18 protein-coding genes, 1 tRNA gene and 2 pseudogenes are annotated in these 26,118 nt (G+C 44.7%); 11 read left to right on the top strand and 10 right to left on the bottom strand.

The genetic code is table 11. The features are described 5' to 3' along the window. Positions 1 to 668 precede the first annotated feature (668 nt). Positions 669 to 887 (bottom strand): helix-turn-helix transcriptional regulator, encoded by a 219-nt coding sequence (locus tag QZW82_RS27615; RefSeq protein ID WP_293155976.1) that lies wholly within the window; start codon positions 885 to 887, stop codon positions 669 to 671. Between the two features lie 289 nt (positions 888 to 1,176). Here QZW82_RS27615 and QZW82_RS27610 point away from each other — a divergent pair, with 289 nt between their 5' ends. Then, a complete protein-coding gene (locus tag QZW82_RS27610) occupies positions 1,177 to 1,650 on the top strand; it encodes a hypothetical protein (RefSeq protein ID WP_293155973.1) in 474 nt (157 codons plus the stop codon). A gap of 241 nt (positions 1,651 to 1,891) precedes the next feature. Here QZW82_RS27610 and QZW82_RS27605 read toward each other — a convergent pair whose 3' ends face one another. The 6 genes from QZW82_RS27605 to QZW82_RS27580 form a co-directional block, all read right to left on the bottom strand. Then, positions 1,892 to 2,692: a transposase gene (locus tag QZW82_RS27605; protein WP_293155970.1), complete on the bottom strand. Its 801-nt coding sequence runs from the start codon at positions 2,690 to 2,692 to the stop codon at positions 1,892 to 1,894. 446 nt (positions 2,693 to 3,138) lie between these two features. Further along, a complete protein-coding gene (tnpA, locus tag QZW82_RS27600; RefSeq protein ID WP_293155967.1) occupies positions 3,139 to 3,537 on the bottom strand; it encodes an IS200/IS605 family transposase in 399 nt (132 codons plus the stop codon). A 186-nt stretch (positions 3,538 to 3,723) separates the two neighbouring features. Continuing rightward, a complete protein-coding gene (locus QZW82_RS27595) occupies positions 3,724 to 4,938 on the bottom strand; it encodes a glutathione S-transferase family protein (RefSeq protein WP_293155964.1) in 1,215 nt (404 codons plus the stop codon). Positions 4,939 to 4,941: 3 nt separating this feature from the next. Beyond that, positions 4,942 to 5,118 carry a hypothetical protein gene (locus QZW82_RS27590; protein ID WP_293155961.1) on the bottom strand — a complete coding sequence of 59 codons (177 nt, stop codon included), beginning with the start codon at positions 5,116 to 5,118 and terminating at the stop codon, positions 4,942 to 4,944. 77 nt (positions 5,119 to 5,195) lie between these two features. Then, positions 5,196 to 6,209: a hypothetical protein gene (locus QZW82_RS27585; RefSeq protein WP_293155958.1), complete on the bottom strand. Its 1,014-nt coding sequence runs from the start codon at positions 6,207 to 6,209 to the stop codon at positions 5,196 to 5,198. 137 nt (positions 6,210 to 6,346) lie between these two features. Further along, a complete protein-coding gene (locus tag QZW82_RS27580; protein ID WP_293155955.1) occupies positions 6,347 to 6,694 on the bottom strand; it encodes a hypothetical protein in 348 nt (115 codons plus the stop codon). A gap of 211 nt (positions 6,695 to 6,905) precedes the next feature. Between QZW82_RS27580 and QZW82_RS27575 the strand changes: the two genes are divergently transcribed. Further along, complete coding sequence (locus QZW82_RS27575; RefSeq protein WP_293155952.1) at positions 6,906 to 10,523, top strand: NB-ARC domain-containing protein; 3,618 nt, start codon at positions 6,906 to 6,908, stop codon at positions 10,521 to 10,523. A gap of 317 nt (positions 10,524 to 10,840) precedes the next feature. Here the strand turns inward: QZW82_RS27575 and QZW82_RS27570 are convergent, their stop codons facing one another. Then, the gene (locus tag QZW82_RS27570; protein WP_293155949.1) at positions 10,841 to 11,770 is read right to left on the bottom strand and encodes a tetratricopeptide repeat protein; all 930 of its coding nucleotides are present in this window, start codon (positions 11,768 to 11,770) and stop codon (positions 10,841 to 10,843) included. Between the two features lie 488 nt (positions 11,771 to 12,258). Further along, positions 12,259 to 15,504, bottom strand: a complete 3,246-nt coding sequence (locus QZW82_RS27565) for a hybrid sensor histidine kinase/response regulator (RefSeq protein ID WP_293155946.1) — start codon at positions 15,502 to 15,504, stop codon at positions 12,259 to 12,261. A 307-nt stretch (positions 15,505 to 15,811) separates the two neighbouring features. Here QZW82_RS27565 and QZW82_RS27560 point away from each other — a divergent pair, with 307 nt between their 5' ends. The 3 genes from QZW82_RS27560 (at position 15,812) to kaiC (ending at position 19,211) form a co-directional block, all read left to right on the top strand. Then, a complete protein-coding gene (locus QZW82_RS27560) occupies positions 15,812 to 16,846 on the top strand; it encodes a circadian clock protein KaiA (RefSeq protein ID WP_366665098.1) in 1,035 nt (344 codons plus the stop codon). Between the two features lie 343 nt (positions 16,847 to 17,189). After that, the gene (gene kaiB / locus QZW82_RS27555; RefSeq protein ID WP_265233654.1) at positions 17,190 to 17,504 is read left to right on the top strand and encodes a circadian clock protein KaiB; all 315 of its coding nucleotides are present in this window, start codon (positions 17,190 to 17,192) and stop codon (positions 17,502 to 17,504) included. A 144-nt stretch (positions 17,505 to 17,648) separates the two neighbouring features. Further along, positions 17,649 to 19,211, top strand: a complete 1,563-nt coding sequence (gene kaiC, locus QZW82_RS27550) for a circadian clock protein KaiC (RefSeq protein ID WP_293155940.1) — start codon at positions 17,649 to 17,651, stop codon at positions 19,209 to 19,211. Between the two features lie 277 nt (positions 19,212 to 19,488). Here kaiC and QZW82_RS27545 read toward each other — a convergent pair. Then, positions 19,489 to 19,561, bottom strand: a tRNA-Arg gene (locus QZW82_RS27545). Here QZW82_RS27545 and QZW82_RS27540 point away from each other — a divergent pair. From QZW82_RS27540 to QZW82_RS27520, 6 genes and pseudogenes are all read left to right on the top strand, one after another. Continuing rightward, positions 19,535 to 19,756 (top strand): hypothetical protein, encoded by a 222-nt coding sequence (locus QZW82_RS27540; RefSeq protein ID WP_293155937.1) that lies wholly within the window; start codon positions 19,535 to 19,537, stop codon positions 19,754 to 19,756. The two genes, QZW82_RS27545 and QZW82_RS27540, sit on opposite strands and share 27 nt — an antisense overlap. Before the next feature lie 205 nt (positions 19,757 to 19,961). Continuing rightward, positions 19,962 to 20,531: pseudogene (locus QZW82_RS27535) on the top strand (IS607 family transposase); the annotation flags it as partial. Next, positions 20,518 to 20,565: pseudogene (locus tag QZW82_RS32315) on the top strand (hypothetical protein); the annotation flags it as partial. The pseudogenes QZW82_RS27535 and QZW82_RS32315, both read left to right, overlap by 14 nt. Beyond that, positions 20,566 to 21,660 carry a transposase gene (locus tag QZW82_RS27530; protein WP_366665099.1) on the top strand — a complete coding sequence of 365 codons (1,095 nt, stop codon included), beginning with the start codon at positions 20,566 to 20,568 and terminating at the stop codon, positions 21,658 to 21,660. Positions 21,661 to 21,726: 66 nt separating this feature from the next. Further along, the gene (locus tag QZW82_RS27525) at positions 21,727 to 24,594 is read left to right on the top strand and encodes a hybrid sensor histidine kinase/response regulator (protein ID WP_293155931.1); all 2,868 of its coding nucleotides are present in this window, start codon (positions 21,727 to 21,729) and stop codon (positions 24,592 to 24,594) included. Continuing rightward, a complete protein-coding gene (locus QZW82_RS27520) occupies positions 24,587 to 26,023 on the top strand; it encodes a response regulator (protein WP_293155928.1) in 1,437 nt (478 codons plus the stop codon). Before QZW82_RS27525 ends, QZW82_RS27520 begins: the two co-directional genes overlap by 8 nt. The last annotated feature ends 95 nt before the right edge of the window (positions 26,024 to 26,118 follow it).

The following is a 26,118-nucleotide window of genomic DNA, read 5'->3' as shown; positions in this document are numbered from 1 at the left end:
AGCGCCCCAATACGGTTCAAAACTCTTCTCTTGATGGAGTGGATTGTATTTCAATACGGTTTACTTAATGCTTTTGATGAATTTCATCTGACGATTTTCTGGCAATATAGCCATTTTGGGCAAGTCAGATTTTTCTTAAGTCAACTGTATTGATATATAAAGCAATACGGTTCACTTAAGACAATAAAGGTACGTAGTTGCGCTTCAGCGCTCTTTCTTATATATAAAGCAATACGGTTCACTCATGTACTGCTAGTCGTGAAAGTCCCATGAAAAATAGATACAGTTTGCTTCGTTCCTCTCGAAAGACAATCTTAAGTAAACCGTATTAGATTTTAAAATGGAGTATTTGCAGTTTAAGAGTTAGGAAATGGCGGAATGCAAAAGAAAGTTTGACAGTTATCCTATTTTCAGGCTCTAGGGGGTTAGTTTGATTGTAGGCGATCGACTTTATTTGCGATCGATCGAGTGCACGGGTGCGTCGCTTTGAGATTTTTGATATGCAAGTTAGGGATTTTTCGCAGGATCCACACCCTACGCTTACTGTTGCTTTGATCGTCACATTTCCCGCAGGGAAACGGCACTGCCCTCTCCGAATTTCGGGGCAATTGTCGATCGCATTTAAAACTGCTATAATTTTCGCCAAAAGGTCGATCGCCAAACAGCACCTACTTTTCCATGATGACCACAAAATCCTCAATCATCACGTCAAAAGTACGGGCTAACTTGTACACTGCGGCAAAGTCAACCATCGCCATCCCCTGAGAGCGGGCATAATTGCTAATCGTACTGTACCCCACGCCCGATCGCTCCGCAACCTCCTTCAGCGTCCATCCCTTCTCGGCCGCCAACTCTCGAACCCGCAACCTGACTAAACCTTTACTCATATAAACTATTTACAAAATTTTGGATTTAGTATAATATAGCAAAAAGCGATCGCCCGGGTGATTAGATTTTAGATTTTAGATTTTAGATTGACTCTAAAGATGAATCTGGAAGCTGGAACTTTGGTCTAACATTTTGGGCTGCTTACGGTAGAAATCGGCGCTGCTATCCGTTTGGCGGCAGAGTCAACGAAACTAAAGGCGATCGCCCGTTATAATTAATGCCGAGAGATAATTAATGTCGATCGCACCTAGCAGATAGACTGAGCTACCACCACCAGATGCAACTACAATGATATTAGAGAATCAGTTAAGATCGTCGTCAGCGATCGGCGCCTCAAAAATTATTCACAAATCGTTGACGGTCAATCCGCGATCGAGATTTGTCACCGAAGAAACCGTAGCACTTTTGTTCAACATCACGCCCGACCAAATTTACCGAATCGAATGCTGTCACAACATGGTGTACGTACACGCCAAAGGCCTCAGCAGATTCGTCAGCTACGCCGATTTCCCCCCAATCTTAGAAGTAAAACCGGCCTGCACCCAAGACTATCTCGGCTGGTACAAACGCTGGAAACGCACCCAAGCACCAGAATTTTGGACTAAATTTTATACGTACAACTTCAAAGCCGCTGTTTCAGTTGACAGCTTGCACGAGTGGGGTAAATTAGTCGCTACAGTTAAATTGGTAATTTCTGCCTCAGCATTGCAACAATTGCGCGATGTTTACGCTCAAGAAAAAACCTTAATGGAAAGTTTCTAAAGGGAGCATCTCATTTTGGTAAAAAGCATTTTTTCTTTGAGTGCGAGCGGGGACAGCACTACAAATGCAAAACTGAAATGCTCCCGAAGCTTTCTTACCCTATCTTGTTTTAGGCGATTTGTCTAGGATTGCCGGACTGTCTGATTTTCAGGCAACCTGTCACCCCGTCAGCTCGATTATTCTCCTGCATCACCAACTAAGCGCGTGATTGATACTCCCCACCGATGAATCGGGGGGATTCTTAAAGAGTCCAAATGCGAACCTTCAAGGGCGAAATCAAAGCGCCCCTACTGACTCCTTCAAGGCAAAGCCCTAAAGTTGCCGCTACTTTTCGCAAAATATTTGCAGCACCGTTGCAGTCTGCATTAATTTTGCTTCCATCTTTTGAGCGATACAAGCCACGCTTGACACGTTTCCCAGATTCTTTCCACCCTTCAGGTTTTTCACCGAACATAGGTAGTTCATCCTCATCTAAAAAACTCGCCTTACTTGTGTAGCTTTCTTCGGTTTCAACAAACCGAATGCCATACTGTTCACAAAGTTGAGAAATCCTATCTTTCAATCGAGCGGTAGGAATTTGCACAAAGTTTTGATTCGTTTTGCTGCCAAGATTGATTTCTTGACGCATTTTTTTGTTCCAGCCGAAAACAACTGTACCTATTTGGTTTTCCCGGCAGTGATTCAATACTAATCTAGCTGCTTTATTGACGGCATCCCTAACTTGTCTATTTCGTTTTTCCGTAATCCTCCCTAATTGTTTAGACCAAAAACCTTGAGGCTTGCCCTCTTTGATTGTTGCAACTCGTTTGTTGTACCACTGATTTAAGGATTTGATGTGCAGTCCATCTACAATCAAACTTGTACCCACATTGGAAACACAGGTCAACCAATTATTTAATCCTGGGTCAATACCTAGAACTTTACTGGCATCTAATTCAACTGTTATTGGCTGAATCTTGTAGACAAATTCAGCATAAAATTGCCCATTCTTTGGTAAGATGCGAATTTCTCGGATTTGGTCGTAATCCAAGTTTGACGGCATTGGTAGATAGAATTCACTAACTCCAAACCATAGTTTAACTTTACCTCCTAGTGGAAACCTTAATTAATTGCCCATTTTTTAACTTTACGTCCGCCTTGGGAAATGTCGCCAGCTTGAGGCTATTTTTGCGGTATCCCGGTAGTTTGGGATGTTGCGTTACTGTACCATTTTTGATCCCCTTAAGTAGTCCAATATACGACTGAAATGACTCTGCAACAGTTGTTAAAGTCTGTTGAGCTACGTGAGAATACAAGGCCTTGAAGTGGAGATTACTTTTTAATAGCCTGTGCAAAGTGGCTTTACTTGGGAATTTCCCAGTTTTGAAATACAATTGCCGAGAGTAGTAAAGTCCACAATTAGCTAATTTGTTTGATTCTTCACAAACAAACTCCAGGATACTTTTTAAAGCTCGATCTGGGCTAATTAAATTTTGTTGACAACCATAACTAGACATTTTTTTGATTTTCAATATACTGCTTGACTACTGAGATAGGCGCACCACCGACAGTTGAAATAAAGTAGCTGTTAGTCCACAGCGTTGGTAATCGACTTTTTAGCCAAGGAAATTCTTGACGAAGATATCGAGATGAGCGCCCTTTCATGTAACGAATTAGTTTGGCAATCCCAAATTGAGGATCGCATTCAACTAAAAGGTGGACGTGATCTGGCATTACTTCCATTTCAATTAATTCGCTCTTAAACTCAGTTACCACCTCTAGCAATATCTCCTTCAGCCGGGTATCAACGCCTTCAACTAGAACCTTGCGACGATACTTGGGACACCACACGATGTGGTATTTACAAGAGTAGACAACATTTTTGTTTGATTTGTATTTAACGCTCATACTATAGTTATACAACATAAAGCTGTATATGGTGCTGATTCTGTTTTAAGCTTTGTTAAATACTGAAGGCGGTTGAAACCGCTACCGACTTATCCCCATGTCTAAAACCCGGGGCCCGGCGGGCTCGTTCTTCGGTCATTGCGCCAGCAGCAGCAACGATCGTTTCGCCTGATTCCGATCGCCCCCCTATACAAAATTAGCCGGATCTTGATCTCGCCGGTGCTTCACAGGAATAGGCTCACCTTGGGCGTCACCCACGAGGGCGGCGGTTTCCTCTAAGCTTTCCCTGAGCCGTTTGGCCGCGTAAATGGACATATCGCGGGGCACATTTACCCGATCGCGCAAATACCGCAAAGCCCCATCAGATCCAACCGGTGGTTTACAAACTTCCCCAGTCACCATCAAAGTTAAAGCACAGCGCAAAGCCTCATCGAATAAGTTGTCATCAGCAGGGTTGACTTTAATAATGTTGCTGCGATGCTTAATGACGCGATCGAGTGCTTCTTTACGCGAGGTTTCCGGTTCTGGATACATCACATCGGGTAATCCAGCCCAAGGCCCATTATCCACGCGGGTTTTGTTGAGTAGCATTTGCGGTTCGCCGTTTTCATAACAGCCGCCCATTTGAGGTGGCAAATCGTGTACGTGGGTGTGAAAATCGCTTTGAGTACCGCGATAGGTCGATCGGCTTTCCATCCCCGCAAACCAGTCCGCAAAACGCGGGTTTTCTTCCCGCATTGAGTAGCCTTTGTAGTAGTAAAGACTGGCATTCATCCGTTCGACGTAGGGCGTAAAGATCACATCCGCAGTGCCAAATTCAGCGAGGAAATAAGGCCCGGGAGTGCTGGCCAAAGCTGCTTCAACTTGGGCGACGACGCTGATAAATTGGTTGCGATTGTGTTGTTCTACTTTGGCGGAACTGGCTGGGTAGCACAACCAAGAGCACCAAGCCCTAAATAACAGCCGTTCTAAACGCCGCATGGGAAGGACTTTCGGGTTTTCCATTCCTAAACTCAATGGCCCGTAAACTCGTTCGAGGGCGATTAAGATGTCATCGCTTTCGGTGATAATGCGGCTGTCTAGCTCGATCGCGGGTAGCATTCCCGATGGCACTTTGCGCTTGTACCAACTTTCTTTTTCCCCATAGCAGAACATGGTAACTTTTTCAATACGGTAGGGGATTTGTTTTTCTTCCAACCACAGCCAGATTTTTTGGCAGTAGGGACACCAGGCGTGGTTGTCGCGGTACAGAGTGACTCGCACATCGGATTCGGTTTTTCCAAACAGGCGCAACCGGGATTGAGAGTTGGTTGGGCCGTTGACTGTATCGACTTCAAAGTCTGTGAGGGCTTCTAATTCTGTCCAGGTTAGGGGAGTGGCGATCGTAGCGGTGGATGTCATTGGTTAATTAGTGCTGATGATACTTCCCCAAAATATAGACGAAATATCTAGCCTCAGTCGCGATCGTCCAGAAGCCAATGGCAAATTTGCCATTGGCTGATGTTTGTTACTGGCTACACCATCCCTACTGGCGATCGAGTTGCGATCGAGACTTACACGCAAGTAACTTATTTCTGTCATTGCGAGGCACGTTAGCGAAGCGATCCGAAGGAAAGCAATCTCAAAACCCTTTGCACACCGTAGAGCGTGCGTAAGTCCTAGTGACTCTCCACTGTTACCCGATCGGGTTTGCGATCGTTTACAGGTGGTTTTGGATCTGGGTTGCTGGTTGAGATGACGCTATTATCGGCGATCGAAGTTAGCTCATTTGCTGCTTTAGCCTGACTCAAGCAATCCTTGACATTCCCAAACAAATTGCACTCTATAGCAGTGTCTTTGGTGAATTTCAGATCGAGCATTCCTTGGGGGCTAACTGAATTCTTTATGAATTCCTCCTCTAATTTGTTAAAAGCCGCGATCGCATTGTTTGCTTGAGCATTTACTCCTGTAACCTGCAATAGGATTTTTCTGACTTCCTCGAAATGACTGCGGTTTAAAACAGTGCCTTCTGAAATTATTAGATTGGTTGTTCCTTCCGGGCTGTCGGATTTTTTTTCGACTTCCTTTTCTAGGGTTTCAACAGCCGCGATCGCCTTGTCCATCTTAGCATTATTATTTTTCTGCTTGATTCTTCTTTTTTGTTCACTTGCCTCTTGTTGAGTGATAGCTATTAAGAGTCGCTCTTGCAAGGAACGGAAGACAGCAGTCCCTGCCGAACCAGCGACTAAGGACATTGCTAATAACAGCAATACGCTGTCTGGTTTGATAAACACCATAGCAGGAACAGCAGCAGATGCACCAATAATAATTCTAGCAAAAATGCCCAAATCAATTACATTTTCTACACTAGCGTAAGCAAGTTTTGCCGCCAATTCATCTTCGCTGGGTGCGTGGGGCCGCTCAATATTGCCTTGCAGGTTCAGCAACTCAAAAACAATCCCGCCAACCCCTCCAGCAATTACCGTCACTAACAGCACTACGTAAAATTTGGGATTGTCTAGAGACTTGCTTTTTAAAATTACTTCGACATCCCAATCTGTTTGGACAGCCTGACTAGAACGTGCTGGTACCGATGCCGATGGACTTGGTTTATTGCTCTGGGCGCAGGCATCTGTGACACCTATGCTACTGACTAGGAATAACCCAATCAGAATAGATTTTATGCGTTTCATATTTTAGTTTCTCACTTTGTGGAAAATTTTAGTTTGAGCGATCGCTTTCTACCATTCCAGATAACTAGGATGCGATCGCACCAACCATCCCAACTGACACAAGGGCGATCGCTTCTTTTCACTACTTTTAACCGATGTTAAACAACTAACCCAGATGCAAGTATTGCTTGAGCAAGTTCTTGCAAACTAACGCAAACTCGCCCAATACCCAAACCAACATCAACACAGGCTTGTTGATCTACAAAACTAGCCGGATTCTTCAGATCGAACTCGCCTTGTACTGGCGTCGTTATGTCATACATTGTTACCCGTTTCACAAAGCTATCCCAAACGTGATGATGGCGAATCTGAACTCGGTAACGGATAATAAAGCCATCTTGTTCTAGCATTTCTATTGTTGCATCGCCTTTATTACCTTGGGCTATTGCATCGAAATATGATTCAATTTTTTGAGCCACTTCTGTGTTTCGCAAATCTTGAGCCATTTGACCCTCCTTAAAACATTACATTTCAATAATTTTGAGCTTTGATTCAGTAATAACCCGGATGCGCCGATCGCGTCAGTGAGAAATAGTTATAAATAGTTATAACTTGAGTGAAAAATATGCTATTATTTTAAGTATAATTACTTAATTTTCTGTATCGTCCAGCAGGAACCACCACTTTTTAGCTAACACACCCGATAATTTTAAATAAATGACGATCGACGAAGCACTGCTTTTCCTCGACTCGGTTCTCAAACAAGAACATCTCAACGATATTCACATACTGGTATTGCGGCAGACTTGGGAAGGACTGTCTTATCCGCAGATTGCCAAAAGCGCTGGTTATGATGCAGAATATATTAAGTTTGTTGGCTTTCAGTTATGGCAAGTTCTCAGTCGGGTATTCGGAGAAAAAGTCACTAAGAGTAACTTTCAGTCAGTTTTGCGACGGCAAGCACAACAGGCACAAGTCGCCGCATCACTACCAAATAGCCAAATTAGTCACAAGATCGACGCACAAGTCGATCGCAGTGGTACGATCGCCGATCGAACTTTAACTGACTTAACAAAACTCAACAAAACGATTAATTGGGGAGAAGCAATTGATGTTTCTATTTTCTACGGACGTGCAGAGGAATTAGCCTTATTAGAAAAGTGGCTGATTGTCGATCGCTGTCGCTTAGTTACGCTGTTGGGGATGGGTGGAATTGGCAAAACTTCTCTGTCTATTAAGGTAGCAGAACGCATCCAAGAACAATTTGATTATATTATTTGGCACAGTCTCTGCAATGCTCCCTCTATCCTTGACTTGTTACTAGAATTGATTCAATTTCTGTCGCACCAACAGGAAACGAATTTACCAGACAGCGTAGATGGTAGAATCTCGCGACTGCTGCACTATCTGCGACAGCATCGGTGTCTGTTAATATTGGATAATATCGAGTCAATTCTACAGGAAGAAGCACGCACGGGTTGTTATCGAGAGGGGTATGAAGGATACGGTCAACTTCTACGCTGCGTAGCCGAAATAAATCATAAAAGTACCCTGCTATTAACCAGTCGAGAAAAGCCGATCGGTTTAGCCGCTAGAGAAGGCGAAACTTTGCCCGTTCGTTCATTACAACTGAAAGGTTTAAGCACTCCCAAAGCACGGATTTTTTTTCAACGCATCGGTTCTTTTCAAGGGTCGGACTCTGAATGGGATATTTTGATATCTCACTATGGAGGAAATCCCCTAGCCTTAAAAATGGTTGCTCCCGCTATTCGCGATTTTTTTGATAGTAGCCTCCCCAAATTTTTAGAACTTTTAAATCAAGGAAGTTTAGTATTTGATGATATTCGCAACCTATTAGACAGGCAATTTAATCGTTTGTTAGATTTAGAAAAAAAGGTGATGTACTGGCTGGCTATTAATCGGGAGCCAGTATCGCTGGGTGAATTACAACAAGATTTAGTTGCAAAATTAACTGTTAAAGAATTACTAGAAGTTTTAGGTTCTCTGCTGAGACATTCTCTGATTGAAAAAACCTCAGACGGCTACACTCAACAACCCGTCGTCATGGAATACATGACGCAACGATTAATCGAGCAAGTCTGCACTGAAATCGCAACCAGCAAAATCGATCTTCTCAGAAGCCACGCTCTGCTCAAAGCTACAGCTAAAGAATACATTAGAGATACGCAAGCAAGTCTGATACTAAAACCTATTGCCGAGATCCTTTTTTTTTCTTTTGAACGCCAGCAAATCATCGAAAACCAACTCAAACCTATTCTGACATCCCTGCGCGGTAAACCCACACTAGACACTGGCTATGTTGCGGGTAATATTATAAATCTCTTGTGTCAAATGCAGATAGATTTAAGCGGTTGGGATTTTTCTCATTTGACTGTTTGGCAAGCTTATTTACCCGATACGAATTTGCATCAGGTAAACTTTGCTGGGGCCGATCTAACTAATTCGGTTTTCGCTCAAGTTCTGGGAAGCGGTTTGTCCATCGCTTTTAGCCCGGATGGAAAACTTTTAGCAATGGGCGATACTAATAGTGAGGTTCATTTGTGGCAAATGCCAGAAGTTAGGCTGCTGAGAACTGGCAAAGAATACGGCAGCATTGTGTTATCTGTTGCTTTTAGTCCAGATGGAAAAACCTTTGCTACTGGTGGTAGTAACGGTACGATTAATTGCTGGGATGTTAGCAGTTGGTCGATTCGTCAAATATTGCAGGGAAATCATAGCAGTGTGCTGGGAGTTGCTTTCAGTCCAGATGGCAAGATGCTTGCTAGTGGCATCGGTGATGGGACTGTGCGTTTTTGGGATTGGAGTCACGGACGATGTTTGCTAACTTTGCCGGCACACAAAAGTCAGGCTTGGTCGATCGCATTTAGTCCTCAAGGTAAGATGTTAGCTAGTGGCGGTGATGACGGCATACTTAAATTGTGGGATGTTGCTACCGGACAATGCCTGAAAATATTTGAGACTGACTGTCGTCAAATTCGATCGGTGGCTTTCAGTTTAGATGGTAAAATGGTAGCCCGGGGCGGTCATGACGCTTTGATTCGCATCTGGGATATTAACACGGGTGAACTCGTTAGGATTTGCTCTGGACATTCACAAATAGTAATGTCTGTTGCGTTTAGTCCTGACGGTCAGATTTTAGCAAGTTGCAGCGAAGACAGCACCGTGAGATTGTGGGAAGTGGCATCGGGTGAGTGTCTAAAAACACTCCAAGGACACGCCAGTCGGGTTTCAGCCGTCGCGTTTCGTCCAGATGGCAAAATTTTAGCTAGCACTGGTGAAGACTGTACGGTGAGACTGTGGGATGTTAAAACAGGTCGTTGTCTGAAAACAGTATTGGGGCAAAGCAATCCAGTAAATTCGGTAGTTTTTTCACCCGATGGCAAAACTTTAGCTAGTAGCGATCGCGCCGTGAGATTATGGAATATCAAAACCGGGAAGTGTTTTAAAAGCATACAGGATGGACGTACTAATCGATTGAAATCCATTGCCTTCAGTCCGAATGGAGACTTGCTGGCGAGTGGATTCTCTGACACGAGTGTCAGGTTATGGGATGCTAGGACTGGAGAATGCCTAAAAAGTTTAGAGGGTCATTCTGCTTGGGTTTGGGGAGTCGCCATCAGTCCCGACGGTAAGACATTGGCAAGTTTCAGTGAAGACCAGACGATCGAACTATGGGATATTAGTACAGGGCAATGTCTTTATTCTTTTACCGAGCATGAGAGTTGGGTGATGGGAATTGCTTTTAGTCCTTCAGGTGATATCCTGGCTTCTGCGAGTACCGATAAGACGGTGAAGTTATGGGATGTCAGTACAGGGAAAGTCTTAAGCACTTTGATGGGAAATAGCGGTTGGGTTTGGTCTGTTGCCTTTAGCCCTGACGGTAATATCTTGGCAAGCAGCCACAGTGACGGTAATATCAAGTTTTGGGATATCAATACCGGACAATTTTTGACCGCCCTGGAGGGACATGATGGTATTGTGTCATCGGTAATCTTCAATCATGATGGTACACTGTTGGCGAGTGGCGGTCACGATCGAACTGTACGAGTTTGGGATGCGAGCACGAAGAACTGCTTGCAAGTTCTGCGGGGACACGAAAATTGGGTGTGGTGTGTTGCTTTTAGTTTAGATGGTCAAATGCTGGCTAGTAGCAGTCAAGATGAGACGATTAAGTTTTGGGATGTTGTAACGGGTAATTGTATCAAAACTTTGCCTGTTCCGAAACCTTATGAAGGCTTAAATATTGCAGGTGTTAAAGGTGTAACTGAGGCGACTGCGGCGATGCTCAAAACACTGGGAGCAGTTGACAGTTGACAGTTGACAGTTGACAGTTGACAGTTGACAGTTATGGTACCCGAATCAAACCGTTTATGAAATGCTCCTTTGAGACTCTATTCATGATAGTTATTTATGTACTAACCGATGTGGCGGTTGCTTTACCAAAAACCCAAGAAAGCTAATCATTCCGACGCAACTGGATTTGATATTATACCAAATCCGCGCTTACTACCCTTTTTTTTGTATTATTTGTCATTGCGAGGAACGAAGCAATCGCAGAGACTAAGCGATTGCTTCGTTCCTCGCAATGACGGAGGGTTAGCCATGATATTAAACCCGGATTTGGGATCTGGCTACAATTCGGGAGATGGTGGGGCATCTTGAATTTTGGCGAGTGCTGCTTTAATTTGGGGAGTTGCCAGGAAGTTTTGGGTGGCTGCTATCAAGCGATCGCCCCAGAGGTTGTCTTTGAGAAAAGTTACTGTGGCATAGCGCTTGTCCAATTTCAGGGCGGCTTCTCCCAGGGCTAAACCTTTTTCTTTGTCGCCTTTGGTGTAAAGTGCTACTGCTAGAGCTAGCATTGGTTCTGCTGCTTTGTCGTCGATCGCGATCGCTTCTTGCCAGCGTTTGATGGCACTATCGACATCTCCTGTTTCGTATTTGACTAATCCGATATTGTTGATAGCGGGCCAGAGTTTTTTTTCTAAAGCAAAGGCTTTTTCATATTGGGCGATCGCGCGATCGAACTGCTTTAGCTTGTAAAAAGCGTTACCTAAATCAAATAATGCGCCCGGAGTGTCGGGCTTTATTTTTAACCCTGCTTGCAAATATTCGACTGCTTTCTCGTAGTTCGCTTTCCGAAAGTGAGCTTCTCCCAAGACAAATTTAATTGAGGCATTTTCTGGCGCCAGAGATTGAGCTTGCCCCAAAGCTTCAATGCCTTTGTCAAACTGCTCGATTTGAAGGTACAAGCTGCCTAACAAAGTCCAAGTTTGAGAATTCTTGGGGGCTAACTGCGTCGCGAGTTCGGCGCTGGGGACGGCGAGTTGGAACTGCTGGAGTCTCGCTAGCTGAACGGCTCGTTCTGCAAGGCTCAAGGCTGTCTGTTCGAGTCCGGCCGAGTCGATTTGCAGGGTGTAAGGCAAGAGTGCCTGACAGGCAACTGGCTTGGGCATTGTCCACAAACCGAGTGCGAGTACCAGAGATAGTAAAGGAATGCGATTAGGCACTGTATAGCCCCAAAAAAAAATATAATGGTTTCTCGATCGCCTATAATAACTCATATTTTTGAGTTTTGATATTGTTTCTTGACTCGCAACCCTTCCTACTTTTGAGTTGAATAGTTCCCAAATTCTGTTTTTACTCAGCTCTCAGACTTTTGATTTACTGCTTTTTTGCGGACTAAAGTCCTCACTACGAACCTGTTTTTACTCAGCTCTCAGACTTTTGATTTACTGCTTTTTTGCGGACTAAAGTCCTCACTACGAACCTGTTTTTACTCAGCTCTCAGGCTTTTGATTCACTGCTTTTTGGGGGACTAAAGTCTTCACTACGAACCTGGTAATTTCTTGACTCTTACGGAATTTATGAAGTTTATTTCACATTTTAAATAACTACCATAAAATCGGTTTGTAGTCAGGACTTTAGTCCTCCGAGTTTTCCGGGGAATGACTGGTTTCATTACCTACCTTTGCCACTCAATAATAGTTTTGATTCACTGTTTTTTTTGCGGGTTCAAGTCTTCACTACGAACCGGATAAATTATTCAATTTTAGGAATTTGAGTTATTTAATAAAGTCTGTTGAATTTGGTCTAACAATTGTGCTGCTGACAAGGAAGAAGGCAAAATTTTGGCAGATACTTCTTGCAGCAGAAAGTCGATCGCCTCCGATTCCGAATTTACAGCAGAGCGATCGTCCCAGACTAAAATTGGCAGTTTGACAGCCATTTGCCGCAGGTTCGATAGCGCTTGCAGCATCGCGGACGATTCTGAGGGAGCATCGCGCAAGCACAGCAACACTAAGTCCACGCTTTGATATTGCAACTGCTGCAAAACTTCTGTCCAGCAGGGAGCGATCGCCCCTCGAAAGCCTGCGGTTTGGATGTACTGAATCAAAGCTTGAAAGTTGGGAGTAGAAAACTTGGCATGGGGTACGGGAATCTCGGCTTTGGTCGATCGATCGCCCTTTGCCAATTCTCCTGTCGAATTCCCCCCAGTGGTGCAGTGCAAGTCCGGTAAAGTAGAAATGTCAGCAAATAAAATGCTGGGCTTCCAACTCATGCCCGCAGCTACTTGAATCACTTGCCACAACGCAGACGCCCCCAACCCGGTTTCTGAGGTTTCACCGCCTTCAGGACTCCCGCCTGCCAAACAGGGAAATACCGACAATCCTTTGACTTGATTTGCTAGTTGCGTCGTTACGGGGTCTAAAGTCACTAAGGGCAGAGAACCCAAATTTCGAGACAGACTTAACTGTTCGATAAAAGCTAAGGCGTTTTGCAGTTGGCTCGTACTGTCCAAGACGATCGCATCGGGCCGCCAAATTCGGGCCACGAGTTCTGCTTGGCCGAGATCGTCTGCTTCCAAAACTCGGCAGTAGTTGGGGTTGAGCAGTAAAGCAGAACCTTGAGAAGAACTGTTTTGCGGGCTGAGCCACAACACGGTTAAAGAACTCCTCACCTTGCTCGTACTGGCATCGGGGCGACCGATCGAGTCTGCCAACAGCCGCCGTAAAGCGGCTTCTTCCACCGGCAAGCTCAAAAAGCCTTCGGCGCGGTTGACAGAAGCCCGTTCTTTTTCGCCTCTGGTGGCTGTGACGATCGCCGGAATCGATCGGGTATCCGGATCGCTCTTCAGCAGCGTCAGCACGTCCCAACCGGACAGCAGCGGCAGCAGCGGGTTGAGGAAAATCGCTTCGGGACTGAACCTGCGAGCTTTTTCCAGCGCTTCGGTGCCGGAACGGGCGACTATTACTTGGTAGCCCAAACCAGAGAGGACTTTGCTTAAATCTTCGATATATTTAGGAACTGCTTCGACTATTAACACTAAACGAGAGCGAGAATTGGCGATCGGAATCTGATATTTTGGTTTGAATAATTCTTCCTCGTTCCCTGTATGTGCTGGGAATTCTTCCCCGCTATTTCCCGGAGGATTTGGAGGCAGCAACAATGTAAATTGAGAGCCTTGGTTTTCTGAGGAAATAAACGAAACGTCTCCGCCGTGGAGGCGGGCGAGCCGTTGAGTAAGTACCAGTCCCAGTCCGGTTCCTTGAAAGCGCCTGGTGAGGGGGCTTTCTAGCTGTTGAAATTTCTGAAATATCAGGTGCTGTTTGTCAGCCGGGATGCCGATACCGGTATCCCAAACTGTGAAGGCGAGCCAACCTTCCCAAACATTTACTTTCAATCCTATTTTGCCGCCAGCTTCGGTGAATTTTAGGGCGTTGGAAAGGAGGTTGACGAGCATTTGTCGCAGCCTTAGTTCGTCGGCAATTAAATAGCTCACTCCCGGATCTATTTCGAGTGTAAATTCGATTTTCGCAGGTGGTTCTTCTTGAGAAGCTTCGCCCTTGGTTTGGCTGGGCTGGGAAGGTGATTTTTCTTCTTGCTGTTGCAGTTGTTTTGCTTGTTCAAAGGCTCTTTTGCAGGTGGCTGCTATTTCGACTGGTTCCGGAATTAGTTCTAGCTGCCCGGTTTCCATGCGGGTCAAGTCTAAAATGTCGTTCACTATTGTCATCAAATGCCGCCCGCTTTGATGGATTAGTTTGGCGTAGCGTGTTTGGCGATCGTTGAGTTCTCCGATCAATTTATCTTTGAGAAGGCTGGACAAACCGAGGACGGCGGTGAGAGGGGTTTTTAGTTCGTGGCTGATGCAGGATAAAAATTCGTCTTTTAGTCGGTTGAGGTGGATTAAATCTGCATTTTTTGCTGCTAGTTCTTTGGCGACTAAATGTTCTTCGGTGACATCTTGTCCCATTACTAAAATTAGTTGATTTGAGAGTGGCTGTTTGACAAATTGCCAGATCCGTTCTTGACCTGTTTGTACGGGACAGTCACAAATATATGTATCTGGTTTGCCGGCGGTGGGACACCAAGCTGGAGCGGTTAAGGTTGATGGGGAGGCGGCGGCGTACAGGGGTAGCGGACAACTGGTGGCTGCGGTTCCATCACGGGCGGCGAAGCTATCCCGCAGCCCCTCGCCCGATCGACTTGCTCCTACTAGGCTCCTGCACTCAGAGGTGACGGCATCTACTTCCACGCTCTTGTATTCTTTTGTTACATGGCTTGTTTTGTGGGCCGAGTGTTTGCCCAAATTTGCCGTTGGTTCTGGAACTGGATCTGGGCCAGCTCCCAGCAAAATCCGCCACGCTGCGTTTTGGCTGACTATTTGGCCGGTGGGAGTTTGCAATCTCAGGGGTAGGGGCAGTTTTTCTAGGAGTTGGACTAGGGAGTTGAGGTTTTCCGAGGGTTTCAATCCTGCTTCTAGGAAGCGCACTTGAGATCCTAGGGCTGTGGCGATGGCTGCGGAAACCGTGGTTAATTCAATTTCTTTGACTGCTGCGGCTTCGGGCCTCAGGCTGCTGTTAAGTGCGGCGAATTGCAGCAGGCTCTGACACTCTAGCATTCCTAAAAATTTCCCGCTGGCATCTGTCAGGGCGATCGGGCTTTTGGAGCCACCACCGGCGCTAAGGCCAGACTCCCCAGGGGTGTTAAGTTCCTCTATTTGCAAATATTCCCAGAATTCGCTGACGCTCAGAGTCCCAGGGATTACCCGGATCGGCTCTATCGGCAGCGAACTTGCTGACAAAGGTTGCTCCCAGTCGTTTGTGCGATCGATCGCCCAGACCCAAAAGCTGCTCAGGTAAACTAATCCTAGGGGTTGTAGCTGTTCGTTGACTACTGCAATTCGATCGCAGTTGCCCTGGCTGAAAATTGACTGTAGCGATGATAGCGCCGCCGTTTGGAGGCACAGGGGCACTAACTCGATAAAATTTTTGAGACTGGGGCTGGTGGTTGACATAACAAACCTGAGAGTCTGCTATCGATAGCAGTAATATTTTTGATACCCAACGTAGCTGCCGATTTTTTGTATCTTATTTAGTTTTATACCAGTTCTCGATCGAGTCCCGTCGTGGCACCGAGACCTGCAAATTTGATGCCTGCACCTGATTTGAGGCAACTACCACTTATTTTAAGGCTTAAGCTTAATTGCAGAAATCAGGATAGGGGTGCTTGACACATCTGCCAATAAGTACACTCTGACGATCCCGCTGCTAAAAGCCGATCGCCATATTTGGCAGTTAAGATTGGTTACAATAAATGTTTAAATGATTGTTAAAATGTTAAGTATTTTATTATATAAGGAGATATCAACTCTGAGCGATCCAGCACTTTCGGGCAACTTGGGTAGTTCACCTAGAGGTTTGCTGCCCCAACTGTCGATCGGTATTTTTATCCGCTCTGAAAAACTTGCCAGCGATGCGATCGAGCTTTTGAGCGGGGAACGCTATACGTTAACCCACATTAAGTCGGCGGTGGAGTTTTTGGGATTCCTCAAGCACAATTACCACCTCGATTGTTTGGTTTTTGACGTAGATGACGTAGATAGGGATTTGCAATTGCTTTTGAGCAAGCTGCAAGAACGATCGCTCTTTTTACCTGCTGTGATTTTTTTGCCCCAGCCGGCATGGGATGGCAGCCAAGAATCACCACCCTCAGATGCTTTGGAGGGCGTGGCGAGTACCGCCGAGAAGAGTCAAGAGCAAAGTTGTGCTTTTTTTTATCACCCGGCTGAGGTGCAACTACCAATCGCGAGATCGAGCGACCTAGGTACAAGTATCGATCGGGCGATCGCACAATTTCTGAAACTTTCAACTCCGGTTCCTGTCAATGACCAATCCCCAAGGGTCGATGCCACGGCCCAATTGACTGCTCAAAGTTTACTCCAACGACAGCAGCGCCGACTTGCGGAAAAATTACGGGAGCGATTAGGATACTTAGGTGTGTATTATAAAAGAAATTCTCAGATTTTTTTGCGAAATCTTTCGGGAGAAGAGAAGCAAAAGTTTCTGGAGCAACTCAAGTCAAGTTATCGCGACATCGTTTTGCATTATTTTTCTGAAGATACTGCGGTCAACAATCAAATCGATGAATTTGTAAATTTGGCTTTTTTTGCCGACGTTTCCGTGACTCAAATTGTAGAAATTCACATGGGATTGATGGACGAATTTGCTAAACAACTAAAATTAGAAGGCCGCAGCGAGGAAATATTGCTCGATTACCGCTTGACTCTGATTGACGCGATCGCTCATCTGTGCGAAATGTACAGGCGATCCATTCCCAAAGAGACATCTCAAGTTTAGTTGACAGTTGACAGTTGACAGTTGACAGTTGACAGCTTACCCCCAAGCGCAGTCGAAGGGATGAGGGCCACCTCTACCTGGAAGTCCGAGGATTGGAGTAATGAATAGTCTGATTTTAATTTCTCCCTACAAGGGCTCCGGCTTTAAACCAATTCTTTCTGGCAAAAGCAAGAAGCAAGAAGGAAAAAGGAAGGCAAAATTTAACAAACTAGAAAGGAGAAGACAGTCGGCAGGGCTAGACAGAGGCTGAAATTATTATAAAATAACAAAGAACAGCGGATTCAAGACCAATAACAACTACAACTAACATCTGTCAACTAACACTCAACATTTAAAAAAGTTCATGAGTCCTCTGAAGAAAACCTACATTCTGAAGCTGTACGTTGCCGGAAATACTCCGAACTCAGTGCGAGCTTTGAAAACCCTAAAAGACATCCTAGAACAGGAATTTCAAGGAGTCTATGCCCTGAAAGTCATAGACGTTCTCAAAAATCCTCAGCTAGCAGAAGAGGACAAAATTCTAGCAACCCCCACCCTAGCGAAAATCCTGCCGCCGCCGGTGCGAAAAATTATCGGCGATTTGTCCGATCGCGAGAAAGTTCTGATAGGATTAGATTTACTCTATGAAGAACTTCGTGAAGAAGACCTGAATTCATAAGATAATCAGAAGACAGTCATTAATCAGCAGTCAGCAGTCATTACTTATTGACCAAGAGCCCAAACTACAAACTGGGTATAAAGACTCATGAGCTGGGGTTAATGAGTGACAACTAAAGAATACTGAGAGTTGACAAAAATCGACATGAATGAAATTAGTCAAACGGTGCAACCAGAAGGATTGGTAACGGCAGGCGTTGAAAAAATTCGCACAATGATTGAGGGTTTCGATGACATCAGTCACGGCGGAATGCCGATCGGCAGAACCACCCTCGTCAGCGGCACGTCAGGAACGGGAAAAACTTTATTTGCCGTACAATTTATATATAACGGAATCACCCATTTTGACGAACCTGGAGTGCTCGTAACTTTTGAAGAATCTCCGACAGATATTATTAAAAATGCTTGCAGTTTCGGTTGGGATTTGGCACGGCTAATCGATGAAGGCAAGCTATTTATTTTAGACGCTTCCCCCGATCCCGAAGGTCAGGATATTGTGGGAAACTTTGATTTATCTGCTTTAATCGAGCGAATTCAGTACGCCATTCGCAAGTACAAAGCCAAGCGCGTTTCTATAGATTCAGTAACAGCCGTATTTCAGCAGTACGAAGCTGCATCTGTGGTGCGCCGAGAAATCTTTCGCTTAGTTGCGCGCCTCAAACAAGTAGGCGCAACTACAGTTATGACTACCGAACGGGTTGAAGAATACGGCCCGGTAGCGCGGTTTGGAGTGGAAGAGTTTGTGTCAGATAATGTCGTGATTGTTCGGAACGTCTTGGAAGGCGAACGCCGCCGCCGCACCATCGAAATTTTGAAGTTGCGCGGTACAACTCACATGAAGGGTGAATATCCTTTTACTATGACCAATGATGGCATTAATATTTTCCCCTTGGGGGCCATGCGATTAACTCAAAAGTCTTCTAACGTGCGGGTTTCTTCCGGCGATAAAACTCTCGACGAGATGTGCGGCGGCGGTTTCTTTAAAGACTCGATTATTTTGGCTACCGGTGCGACGGGAACCGGCAAAACCCTGTTGGTAAGCAAGTTCTTGCAGAATGCTTGTATGAACGGCAATCGGGCACTACTTTTTGCCTATGAAGAGTCGCGGGCTCAGTTGTTCCGCAATGCTTATTCTTGGGGCATTGATTTTGAGGAAATGGAACACAAAGGACTGCTGAAGCTGCTGTGTACTTACCCCGAATCTGCGGGCTTGGAAGACCACTTGCAGACGATTAAATCAGAAATTGCTGAGTTCAAACCTTCTCGAATTGCCATAGACTCGCTTTCAGCCCTAGCTAGGGGTGTCAGCAATAATGCTTTCAGACAATTTGTGATTGGGGTGACAGGTTTTGCGAAGCAGGAAGAAATCACCGGCTTTTTCACGAATACCAGCGACCAGTTTATGGGTTCTCATTCGATTACGGACTCCCATATTTCTACGATTACTGACACAATTATCATGCTTCAGTATGTAGAGATTCGAGGCGAAATGTCGCGGGCAATTAATGTGTTTAAGATGCGCGGTTCGTGGCACGACAAAGGGATTCGAGAATACACGATTACTGAAAGAGGCCCACAAATTAAAGATTCGTTCCGCGGCTACGAACGGATAATCAGCGGTTCTCCAACTCGGATTTCGGTTAATGAGAAGAGTGAGTTATCCCGGATTCTCCAGGGCGTCCAAGGTCAAGACGATGACGATATTTGACAATCGGCAGTCTGTTGTAGGGTGCGCGGTGCGCGCTGCTGTGTTCTGAAATCGCCCACACAGCCAGAACTCCTTTACCAGGAAGAATTGGTTGAAAGCCCCAACCCCGATTGGGAGAAATTCAAATCAGACTATTTATTACTCCAATCTTCTTCCTTGTAGGTAGAGGTCGCTCTCTGGGAGTCAACTGTCAACTGTCAACTGTCAACTGTCAACTGTTGAACATTGGTCATAAAAAAGATCGATCGCGAACGATCGATCTTTTTATTAATTTCAGTGAGCACGGAGGGATTTGAACCCCCGACCCTCAGGACCGGAACCTGATGCTCTATCCACTGAGCTACGTGCCCTCAACGTTTTTTGAGTATAACACGTCTTGTCGAAAATGGCTAGTCGATCGAGCAAATTCGATCGACCCTCTCCAAACCGCTGGGCCGATGCGGGTTCTACTCGCCCGCGCGTATCGTGTATCAGGCACTTCTCGCAGCCTGAGACGGCAAATTTTGACAATTATTGTCAAAATAATAGGACAATGGGTAAAATAATATACTTTAATCTAAGCAAAGATTAGGCTCACATTCGATCGCGGTTCAGCGTCTACCACAGCTAATACAGCCCGCATCAATTTCCTCTAGCTAGTAGGTAGTAGATGGCGCTGCTGTTGCCATCAAGTAAATAATTCTCTGGAATCCCCTTGTAATTCCCGGTAAAAGCTGGTAGTCTGGATGTAGAACAAAAATACCGCCAGCAATGACTAAGTATGTCACACCGCGAAAAGCTTGCGAAATCCTGCAAGTCTCAGAAAAAACTCTTAGGAACTGGGAACTTGCAGGCAAAATCGCAACAATCAGAACCCCCTCCAACCAGCGACGCTACGACATTGAGAGTGTTCTTGGAACCGGGCAAAACCGAATCACCGCCATCTATGCCAGGGTTAGCAGTTACAAGCAGCGAGACGACCTCGAACGACAAGTCAGCTACCTGCAAAACCTCTACCCGCAAGCCAAAGTCTTCAAAGATATCGGTGGCGGACTCAACTTCAAAAGAAAAGCGCTGCTTGCCCTTTTGGGACAAGTCATGTCAGGAGATGTCTCAACAGTTGTGGTCGGACACCAAGACAGACTCGCAAGGTTTGGTGGCGACCTCATCAAATGGATATGCGAGCAAAACAATTGCCAACTCATGGTTCTCAGTAGAAACGAGCTATCTCCAGAACGAGAAATGGTTGAAGATATCCTTGCCATCATCCACGTCTTTAGTTGCCGACTCTACGGACTCCGCAAGTACAAATCTACTATCAAAGAAGATCCGAGTCTACCCGGAAACGGAGTTAGCAGCGAAATGGAGGACTTGGATTGCAGCAAGTAGATGGTGTTACAACCAAGCAATTGCCATTCTTAAGGACGAAAAAATTGGCAAATACGATCTGAGAAAAAAGATCATGGATTCAGTACCAGCTTGGGTTTCCGAACAACCTTACAACCCACGCCAAATGGCAGTATTTCAAGCTTTTGAAGCGCACAAAGCCGCCAAAAAGTCAAAAGGAATGGCAAAGTTTAGAAGCCGTTTTGATGGGTCTCAGACTATCAGGTTTCAAGTTGCCAATTGGAAGTCTGGAACTTTTTATCCGCAGGCGACCAAAGGACTATTATTTAAAGCCGCTGAACCAATTGTAGAAGTAATGGAACACGAGCCAACACTATCATTAATCAATGGGCAATGGTTTATTTGCTATGCAGTTGACACTGCAAGACTAGACCCGACCCAAAGTGACTTGGCTATTGCTTTAGACCCTGGTGTCAGAACGTTTCTAACTGGTTTTGACGGTCGTGATATCTTGGAGATAGGCTCATGTGATATAGGACGCATCTACCGACTGGCAAGACATTTAGATAAATTGATGTCAAGAATAGGGTTAAACAAGGGAGGGCAATTTAAACGATTGAGGTACTGCCTGAGAAAGTCAGCAGCAAAAATTCGGATCAAGATTAAAGCCTTGGTCAACGAGCTACACAAAAAGGCAGCCAAATACCTAGTCACAAAATATAAAGTGATTTTCTTGCCGACCTTTGAGACGCAGCAAATGGTAAAAAAAGGTAAGCGCAAACTAGCTACTAAAACAGCTAGAGCAATGGTTACCTTAAGTCATTACCGTTTCAAGCAAATGTTGAAGCATCAGGCTGTTAAATATGGCAGCACTGTAGTAGACGTAACGGAAGAATACACATCAAAAACCTGTTCAAAATGTGGACATATTCACATTAAATTAGGCGGGTCTAAAAAATTTAAATGTCCAGAATGCGGACACATTCTAGACAGAGACTTAAATGGCGCTTTCAATATTTTATTGAAAGCTTTGAGAGATACCTCCTTGACAGGAGAGCTTGCTGCTTTCTCCGTCTTGCCATACACGGCTAATTCGGGCTTAGTCCTGGATTTACCGGGTTAAATGTATCTGTTAAGATAAGCTCTCCAAGAACGGTTCTAGGCTAAGTTCACCAAACCTCTGAATCTTATGATTGATAAAATGTTAGATAAATTATCGCTGAGAACTGTTCTCATAGTTCCATTTGTGCTGCAAATCGTCGCAGCCGTGGGACTCGTAGGATATCTCTCTTTTAGAAACGGACAAAAAGCAGTTAATAATCTTGCCACTCAGTTAATGAGCGAGGTGAGTTTGCGTGTCGAGCAAAACCTGCAAGTTTACCTGACTACTCCCCATCAAATCAATCAAAGCAAGCTGGATGCTGTCAAACTCGGGTTGTTAAAGATGGAAAACTTATCAGATTGGGAGAAATATCTTTGGCGGCAAGTCCAATTATATCCCTATATCAATTTTACCTCCGTTGGCAACAAGAAAGGAGACTATCGAACCGGAGAAAAACTGTCAAATGGCTCTCTAATGATTAATTTGTCAGGCAAATCTACAGGTTTTGATTTTTATTCTTACAATACTAATAATACAGGCGATCGCACTACCGTAGCAACAGTTGTCAAAAACTTTGACATCCGCGAACATCCTTCGTACCAAAATGCGGCTAATGTCGGCCAACCAACTTGGAGTTCCGTTTATATTTCGTTTCTAGAACCGACCTTAATACTCAGCGCGCTCGAACCCGTATACGACAACAATCAGCTACAAGGAGTATTAATTTCTGCCTTGCGTCTCGACCATATTGGGAGATTTTTAAACAGTCTCAAAATTGGCAAAACTGGGCAAGCATTTATTATCGAAAAAAATGGTACATTACTGGCAACTTCAACTGTCGAACAACCATTCCGTACCAAAGACAATAATAAAAAAGAACTGTTCAAAGCAGAAGAGAGTATTGACCCCTCGACTCAAGCTACAGCTAAATATGTAGCAGTTCGGTTTCAGCAATTAAAGGAAATTCAAAGTTCCTATCTCTTGAATTTTGAAATAGACGGCAAGCGACAATTTGTCAACATTCTACCTTTCCAAGACGGCAAAGGTTTGGACTGGCTGATTGTGGTAGTTGTTCCTGAAGCAGATTTCACCGAACAAATCGATGCCAATACTCGCATGACAATTTGGCTTTGTTTGGCAGCTTTAGCCATAGCTGTAGTTATCGGCATTCAGACTTCTCGGTGGGTGACAAATCCAATTTTGCGCTTAAATACAGCAGCTAAAAATATTGCTAAAGGCGAATGGGATACCACAGTAGAAAGCGAACGTTCCGACGAATTGGGAGAATTAGCCAAGTCATTTAACAGCATGGCTCAACAACTGCAACAATCTTTTGCAACTTTAGAACACCGAGTGCAAGAGCGGACTGCCGAATTGGCTGTAGCCAAGGACAAAGCGGAAGTAGCCAATCAAGCTAAAAGTGCCTTTCTGGCTAACATGAGTCACGAATTGCGATCGCCCCTCAATGCAATTCTCGGCTTTTCCCAACTGATGACTCGCAGCCAAACTCTATCCCGAGAACACCAAGAAAATCTTAGCATAATTAGCAGCAGCGGAGAACACCTGCTCACCCTGATTAATAACGTGCTCGATTTATCTAAAATTGAATCGGGGCGCACCACCCTCAATCCCAAAAAATTCGACCTCTATCGCCTGCTACACGACTTGGACGATATGTTTCAAATCAAAGCAGATGACAAGCATTTGCAGTTAGTTTTCGATCGCAGTCCCGATCTACCGCAATACGTAGAAACTGACGAGTTAAAATTGCGACAAATATTAATTAATTTGCTAAATAACGCTCTTAAATTTACAGAATATGGCGGTGTTTCTGTCAGGGCTAGCAAGCATTCAACCAGCCAAAATCAACAGAAAAAATCAGTAAATAATTCTGTATCAAAAACCTACAAACATACCGAAGATGAGGCTAGTAATGGCATTAATTTTCCACATTTAACTATGTCAGAAAATGCGAGTTATAAAACCCAAAATGACGGTTCAGCTTCTGCCTCGTCTTTCTTTATTCATTTTGAAGTCGAAGATACTGGCCCAGGTATTGCCGCCAATGAATTAGACAATCTTTTTGAAGCTTTCGTGCAAACCCAGGCAGGCAAAGATTCCCAAGAAGGTACAGGCTTGGGATTGCCAATTAGTCGCAAATTTGTGGAATTAATGGGTGGCGAAATGAGCGTAAATTCTACTGTCGGGAAGGGAACTAATTTTAAGTTTGATATCCAAGTTTTGGCTGTTGATGCGGCTGATATTGAAAGCAAAAAACCGACTCGCCATGTGATTGCCCTGGAACCCAACCAACACCCCTATCGAATTTTGATAGTAGATGATAAACCGCTCAACCGTCAATTGTTAATTAAACTTCTCAATCCTCTGGGTTTTGAACTGAAAGAAGCTACTAACGGTCAAGAAGCTATTGACATTTGGGATAGTTGGGAGCCGCATTTAATTTGGATGGACATGAGAATGCCCGTGATGGACGGCTACGAAGCAACACAATACATTAAAGGCACTATTAAAGGTCAAGCTACTGCTATTATTGCGCTGACTGCGAGCGTTTTGGAGGAAGAACGGGCTGTAATTTTGTCGGCGGGCTGCGATGCTTTTATGCGGAAACCTTTCCGGGAAGCCGATATTTTCGATGCTATGCACAAACATATCGGAGTACGCTATATTTATGAAGATCCGGGGCAAGCTAACTCATCGGCAGTCAAAGAGCGCGATCGCGAAATGACTGCGGCTGACTTCCTGAAATTGCCTGAGTCGCTGGTAGCTGATTTAAAGCTGGCGATACTGAAAGTGGATATGGATTTCATTGAGAGTGCGATCGACCAAATTAGATTAAAGGATACAGTAACTGCTGCTGCGATCGCCAATTGTATAGAAAATTTCGAGTACGACAAAGTTTTAAAGTTAATCTCTCAAGCAAGCTCACATGAATAATGACATTCCTAGTACCCCTCCCGGTAATATTTTAGTAGTGGACGATACCCCAGCGAATTTGCGACTGCTAGCCGGAATTTTGAATGGCAAGGGCTATAAAGTCCGCCCCGTACCGAGCGGCGAGTTAGCACTTTCGGCCGCACAAGGTATGCCTCCCGATTTGATTTTGCTGGATATTATGATGCCCGAAATGAACGGGTATGAAGTTTGCGAAAAAATTAAAGCTGATGAACGCACTCGCGACATTCCGGTGATTTTTATCAGCGCGATAAATGACGTACTAGATAAGGTTAAAGCTTTTGCTGTGGGCGGAGTTGATTATATTACCAAACCCTTTCAGATGGAAGAGGTATTAGTTAGGGTAGAAACCCATTTAGCAATGTGCCAGTTGCAAAAAAAACTCAAACAGAAAAACGATGAACTGACAATCACTTTAGAGCAACTGCAAGCAACTCAGGAGCAATTAGTTCAATCGGAAAAAATGGCTGCCTTAGGGCAACTGATTGCAGGCATTGCTCACGAAATTAATACGCCGCTAGGGGCGATTCGATCGTCTATTGGGAATATCACCGGCTTTTTGGATAACAATCTCGACAGTTTGCCAGTTTTTTTTAAAGAACTGTCTGCCGAACGCCAGCACGATTTTTTGAGTTTAATGTACAGTTCCCGCCAACAAACTTACTCTTTATCTACGCGAGAAAAACGGGAATTTAAAAGAGGCGTGAAGCAGCAACTAGATGCGGAAGGGATTGATAATGCTGACAGCCTTGCTAGCATTTTAGTCAATATCGGATTGCAAGGAAATGTGCAAGAATTCGTGCCGTTGCTCAAAGACCCTGACAGCGAAAATATTATCAAAACCGCCTACGATTTTGCTAGTATTCAAAAAAGCGCCAGAACCATCGCTACCGCTACAGAACGCGCTGCAAAAGTCGTTTTTGCTCTCAAAAATTATGCGCGTTACGATGTGCATGGGGATAAACTAGAAGTGAATATCACTGATGGAATTGAAACTGTATTAACTCTTTATCAGAACCAGCTAAAACAAGGTGTAGAAATCGTCAGAAACTATCAAGCTCAATTGCCTCCGGTATTGTGTTATCCAGACGAACTCAATCAAGTTTGGACAAATTTAATTCACAATGCCTTACAAGCGATGGACAATCAAGGAACTTTAACAATTGACGCCTGGGAGCAAGATACCAACTTTGCCGTAAAAATTACCGACAGCGGCGCTGGAATTTCACCGGAGATTTTGCCGAAAATTTTTGAGCCGTTTTTTACGACCAAACCAGCGGGAGAAGGCAGCGGATTAGGATTGGATATTGTCAAAAAAATCATTAAAAAACATCAGGGTACAATTGATGTGGAGTCGGTGCCCGGTCAAACTGCATTTACAGTGTCTTTGCCGATTAATTTAATTGAGTAGGTAAAACACCAGACTGAAATCTGGGGCTAAAAATTTGCAGTCTAGGCGCGCGGAATGTAGAATTTGGAAAACGGCGTGCTGCCCATCCGGGTTCA

The sequence above is a fragment of the Microcoleus sp. bin48.metabat.b7b8b9.023 genome (genome assembly GCF_013299185.1).
In the GTDB taxonomy this organism is placed as follows: Bacteria; Cyanobacteriota; Cyanobacteriia; order Cyanobacteriales; family Microcoleaceae; genus Microcoleus.
The sequence above is the reverse complement of the archived record's forward strand: the minus strand, read 5'-3'. Positions and strand labels throughout refer to the sequence as shown.

What these genes read in the sequence shown, in the direction of transcription:
- QZW82_RS27615 (WP_293155976.1), bottom strand. Translation starts at nt 887, where the DNA reads ATGAGTAAAGGTTTAGTCAGGTTGCGGGTTCGAGAGTTGGCGGCCGAG.
- QZW82_RS27610 (WP_293155973.1), top strand. Translation starts at nt 1,177, where the DNA reads ATGATATTAGAGAATCAGTTAAGATCGTCGTCAGCGATCGGCGCCTCA.
- QZW82_RS27605 (WP_293155970.1), bottom strand. Translation starts at nt 2,692, where the DNA reads ATGCCGTCAAACTTGGATTACGACCAAATCCGAGAAATTCGCATCTTA.
- tnpA (WP_293155967.1), bottom strand. Translation starts at nt 3,537, where the DNA reads ATGAGCGTTAAATACAAATCAAACAAAAATGTTGTCTACTCTTGTAAA.
- QZW82_RS27595 (WP_293155964.1), bottom strand. Translation starts at nt 4,938, where the DNA reads ATGACATCCACCGCTACGATCGCCACTCCCCTAACCTGGACAGAATTA.
- QZW82_RS27590 (WP_293155961.1), bottom strand. Translation starts at nt 5,118, where the DNA reads ATGACAGAAATAAGTTACTTGCGTGTAAGTCTCGATCGCAACTCGATC.
- QZW82_RS27585 (WP_293155958.1), bottom strand. Translation starts at nt 6,209, where the DNA reads ATGAAACGCATAAAATCTATTCTGATTGGGTTATTCCTAGTCAGTAGC.
- QZW82_RS27580 (WP_293155955.1), bottom strand. Translation starts at nt 6,694, where the DNA reads ATGGCTCAAGATTTGCGAAACACAGAAGTGGCTCAAAAAATTGAATCA.
- QZW82_RS27575 (WP_293155952.1), top strand. Translation starts at nt 6,906, where the DNA reads ATGACGATCGACGAAGCACTGCTTTTCCTCGACTCGGTTCTCAAACAA.
- QZW82_RS27570 (WP_293155949.1), bottom strand. Translation starts at nt 11,770, where the DNA reads ATGAGTTATTATAGGCGATCGAGAAACCATTATATTTTTTTTTGGGGC.
- QZW82_RS27565 (WP_293155946.1), bottom strand. Translation starts at nt 15,504, where the DNA reads ATGTCAACCACCAGCCCCAGTCTCAAAAATTTTATCGAGTTAGTGCCC.
- QZW82_RS27560 (WP_366665098.1), top strand. Translation starts at nt 15,812, where the DNA reads ATGATTGTTAAAATGTTAAGTATTTTATTATATAAGGAGATATCAACT.
- kaiB (WP_265233654.1), top strand. Translation starts at nt 17,190, where the DNA reads ATGAGTCCTCTGAAGAAAACCTACATTCTGAAGCTGTACGTTGCCGGA.
- kaiC (WP_293155940.1), top strand. Translation starts at nt 17,649, where the DNA reads ATGAATGAAATTAGTCAAACGGTGCAACCAGAAGGATTGGTAACGGCA.
- QZW82_RS27540 (WP_293155937.1), top strand. Translation starts at nt 19,535, where the DNA reads ATGCTCTATCCACTGAGCTACGTGCCCTCAACGTTTTTTGAGTATAAC.
- QZW82_RS27525 (WP_293155931.1), top strand. Translation starts at nt 21,727, where the DNA reads ATGATTGATAAAATGTTAGATAAATTATCGCTGAGAACTGTTCTCATA.
- QZW82_RS27520 (WP_293155928.1), top strand. Translation starts at nt 24,587, where the DNA reads ATGAATAATGACATTCCTAGTACCCCTCCCGGTAATATTTTAGTAGTG.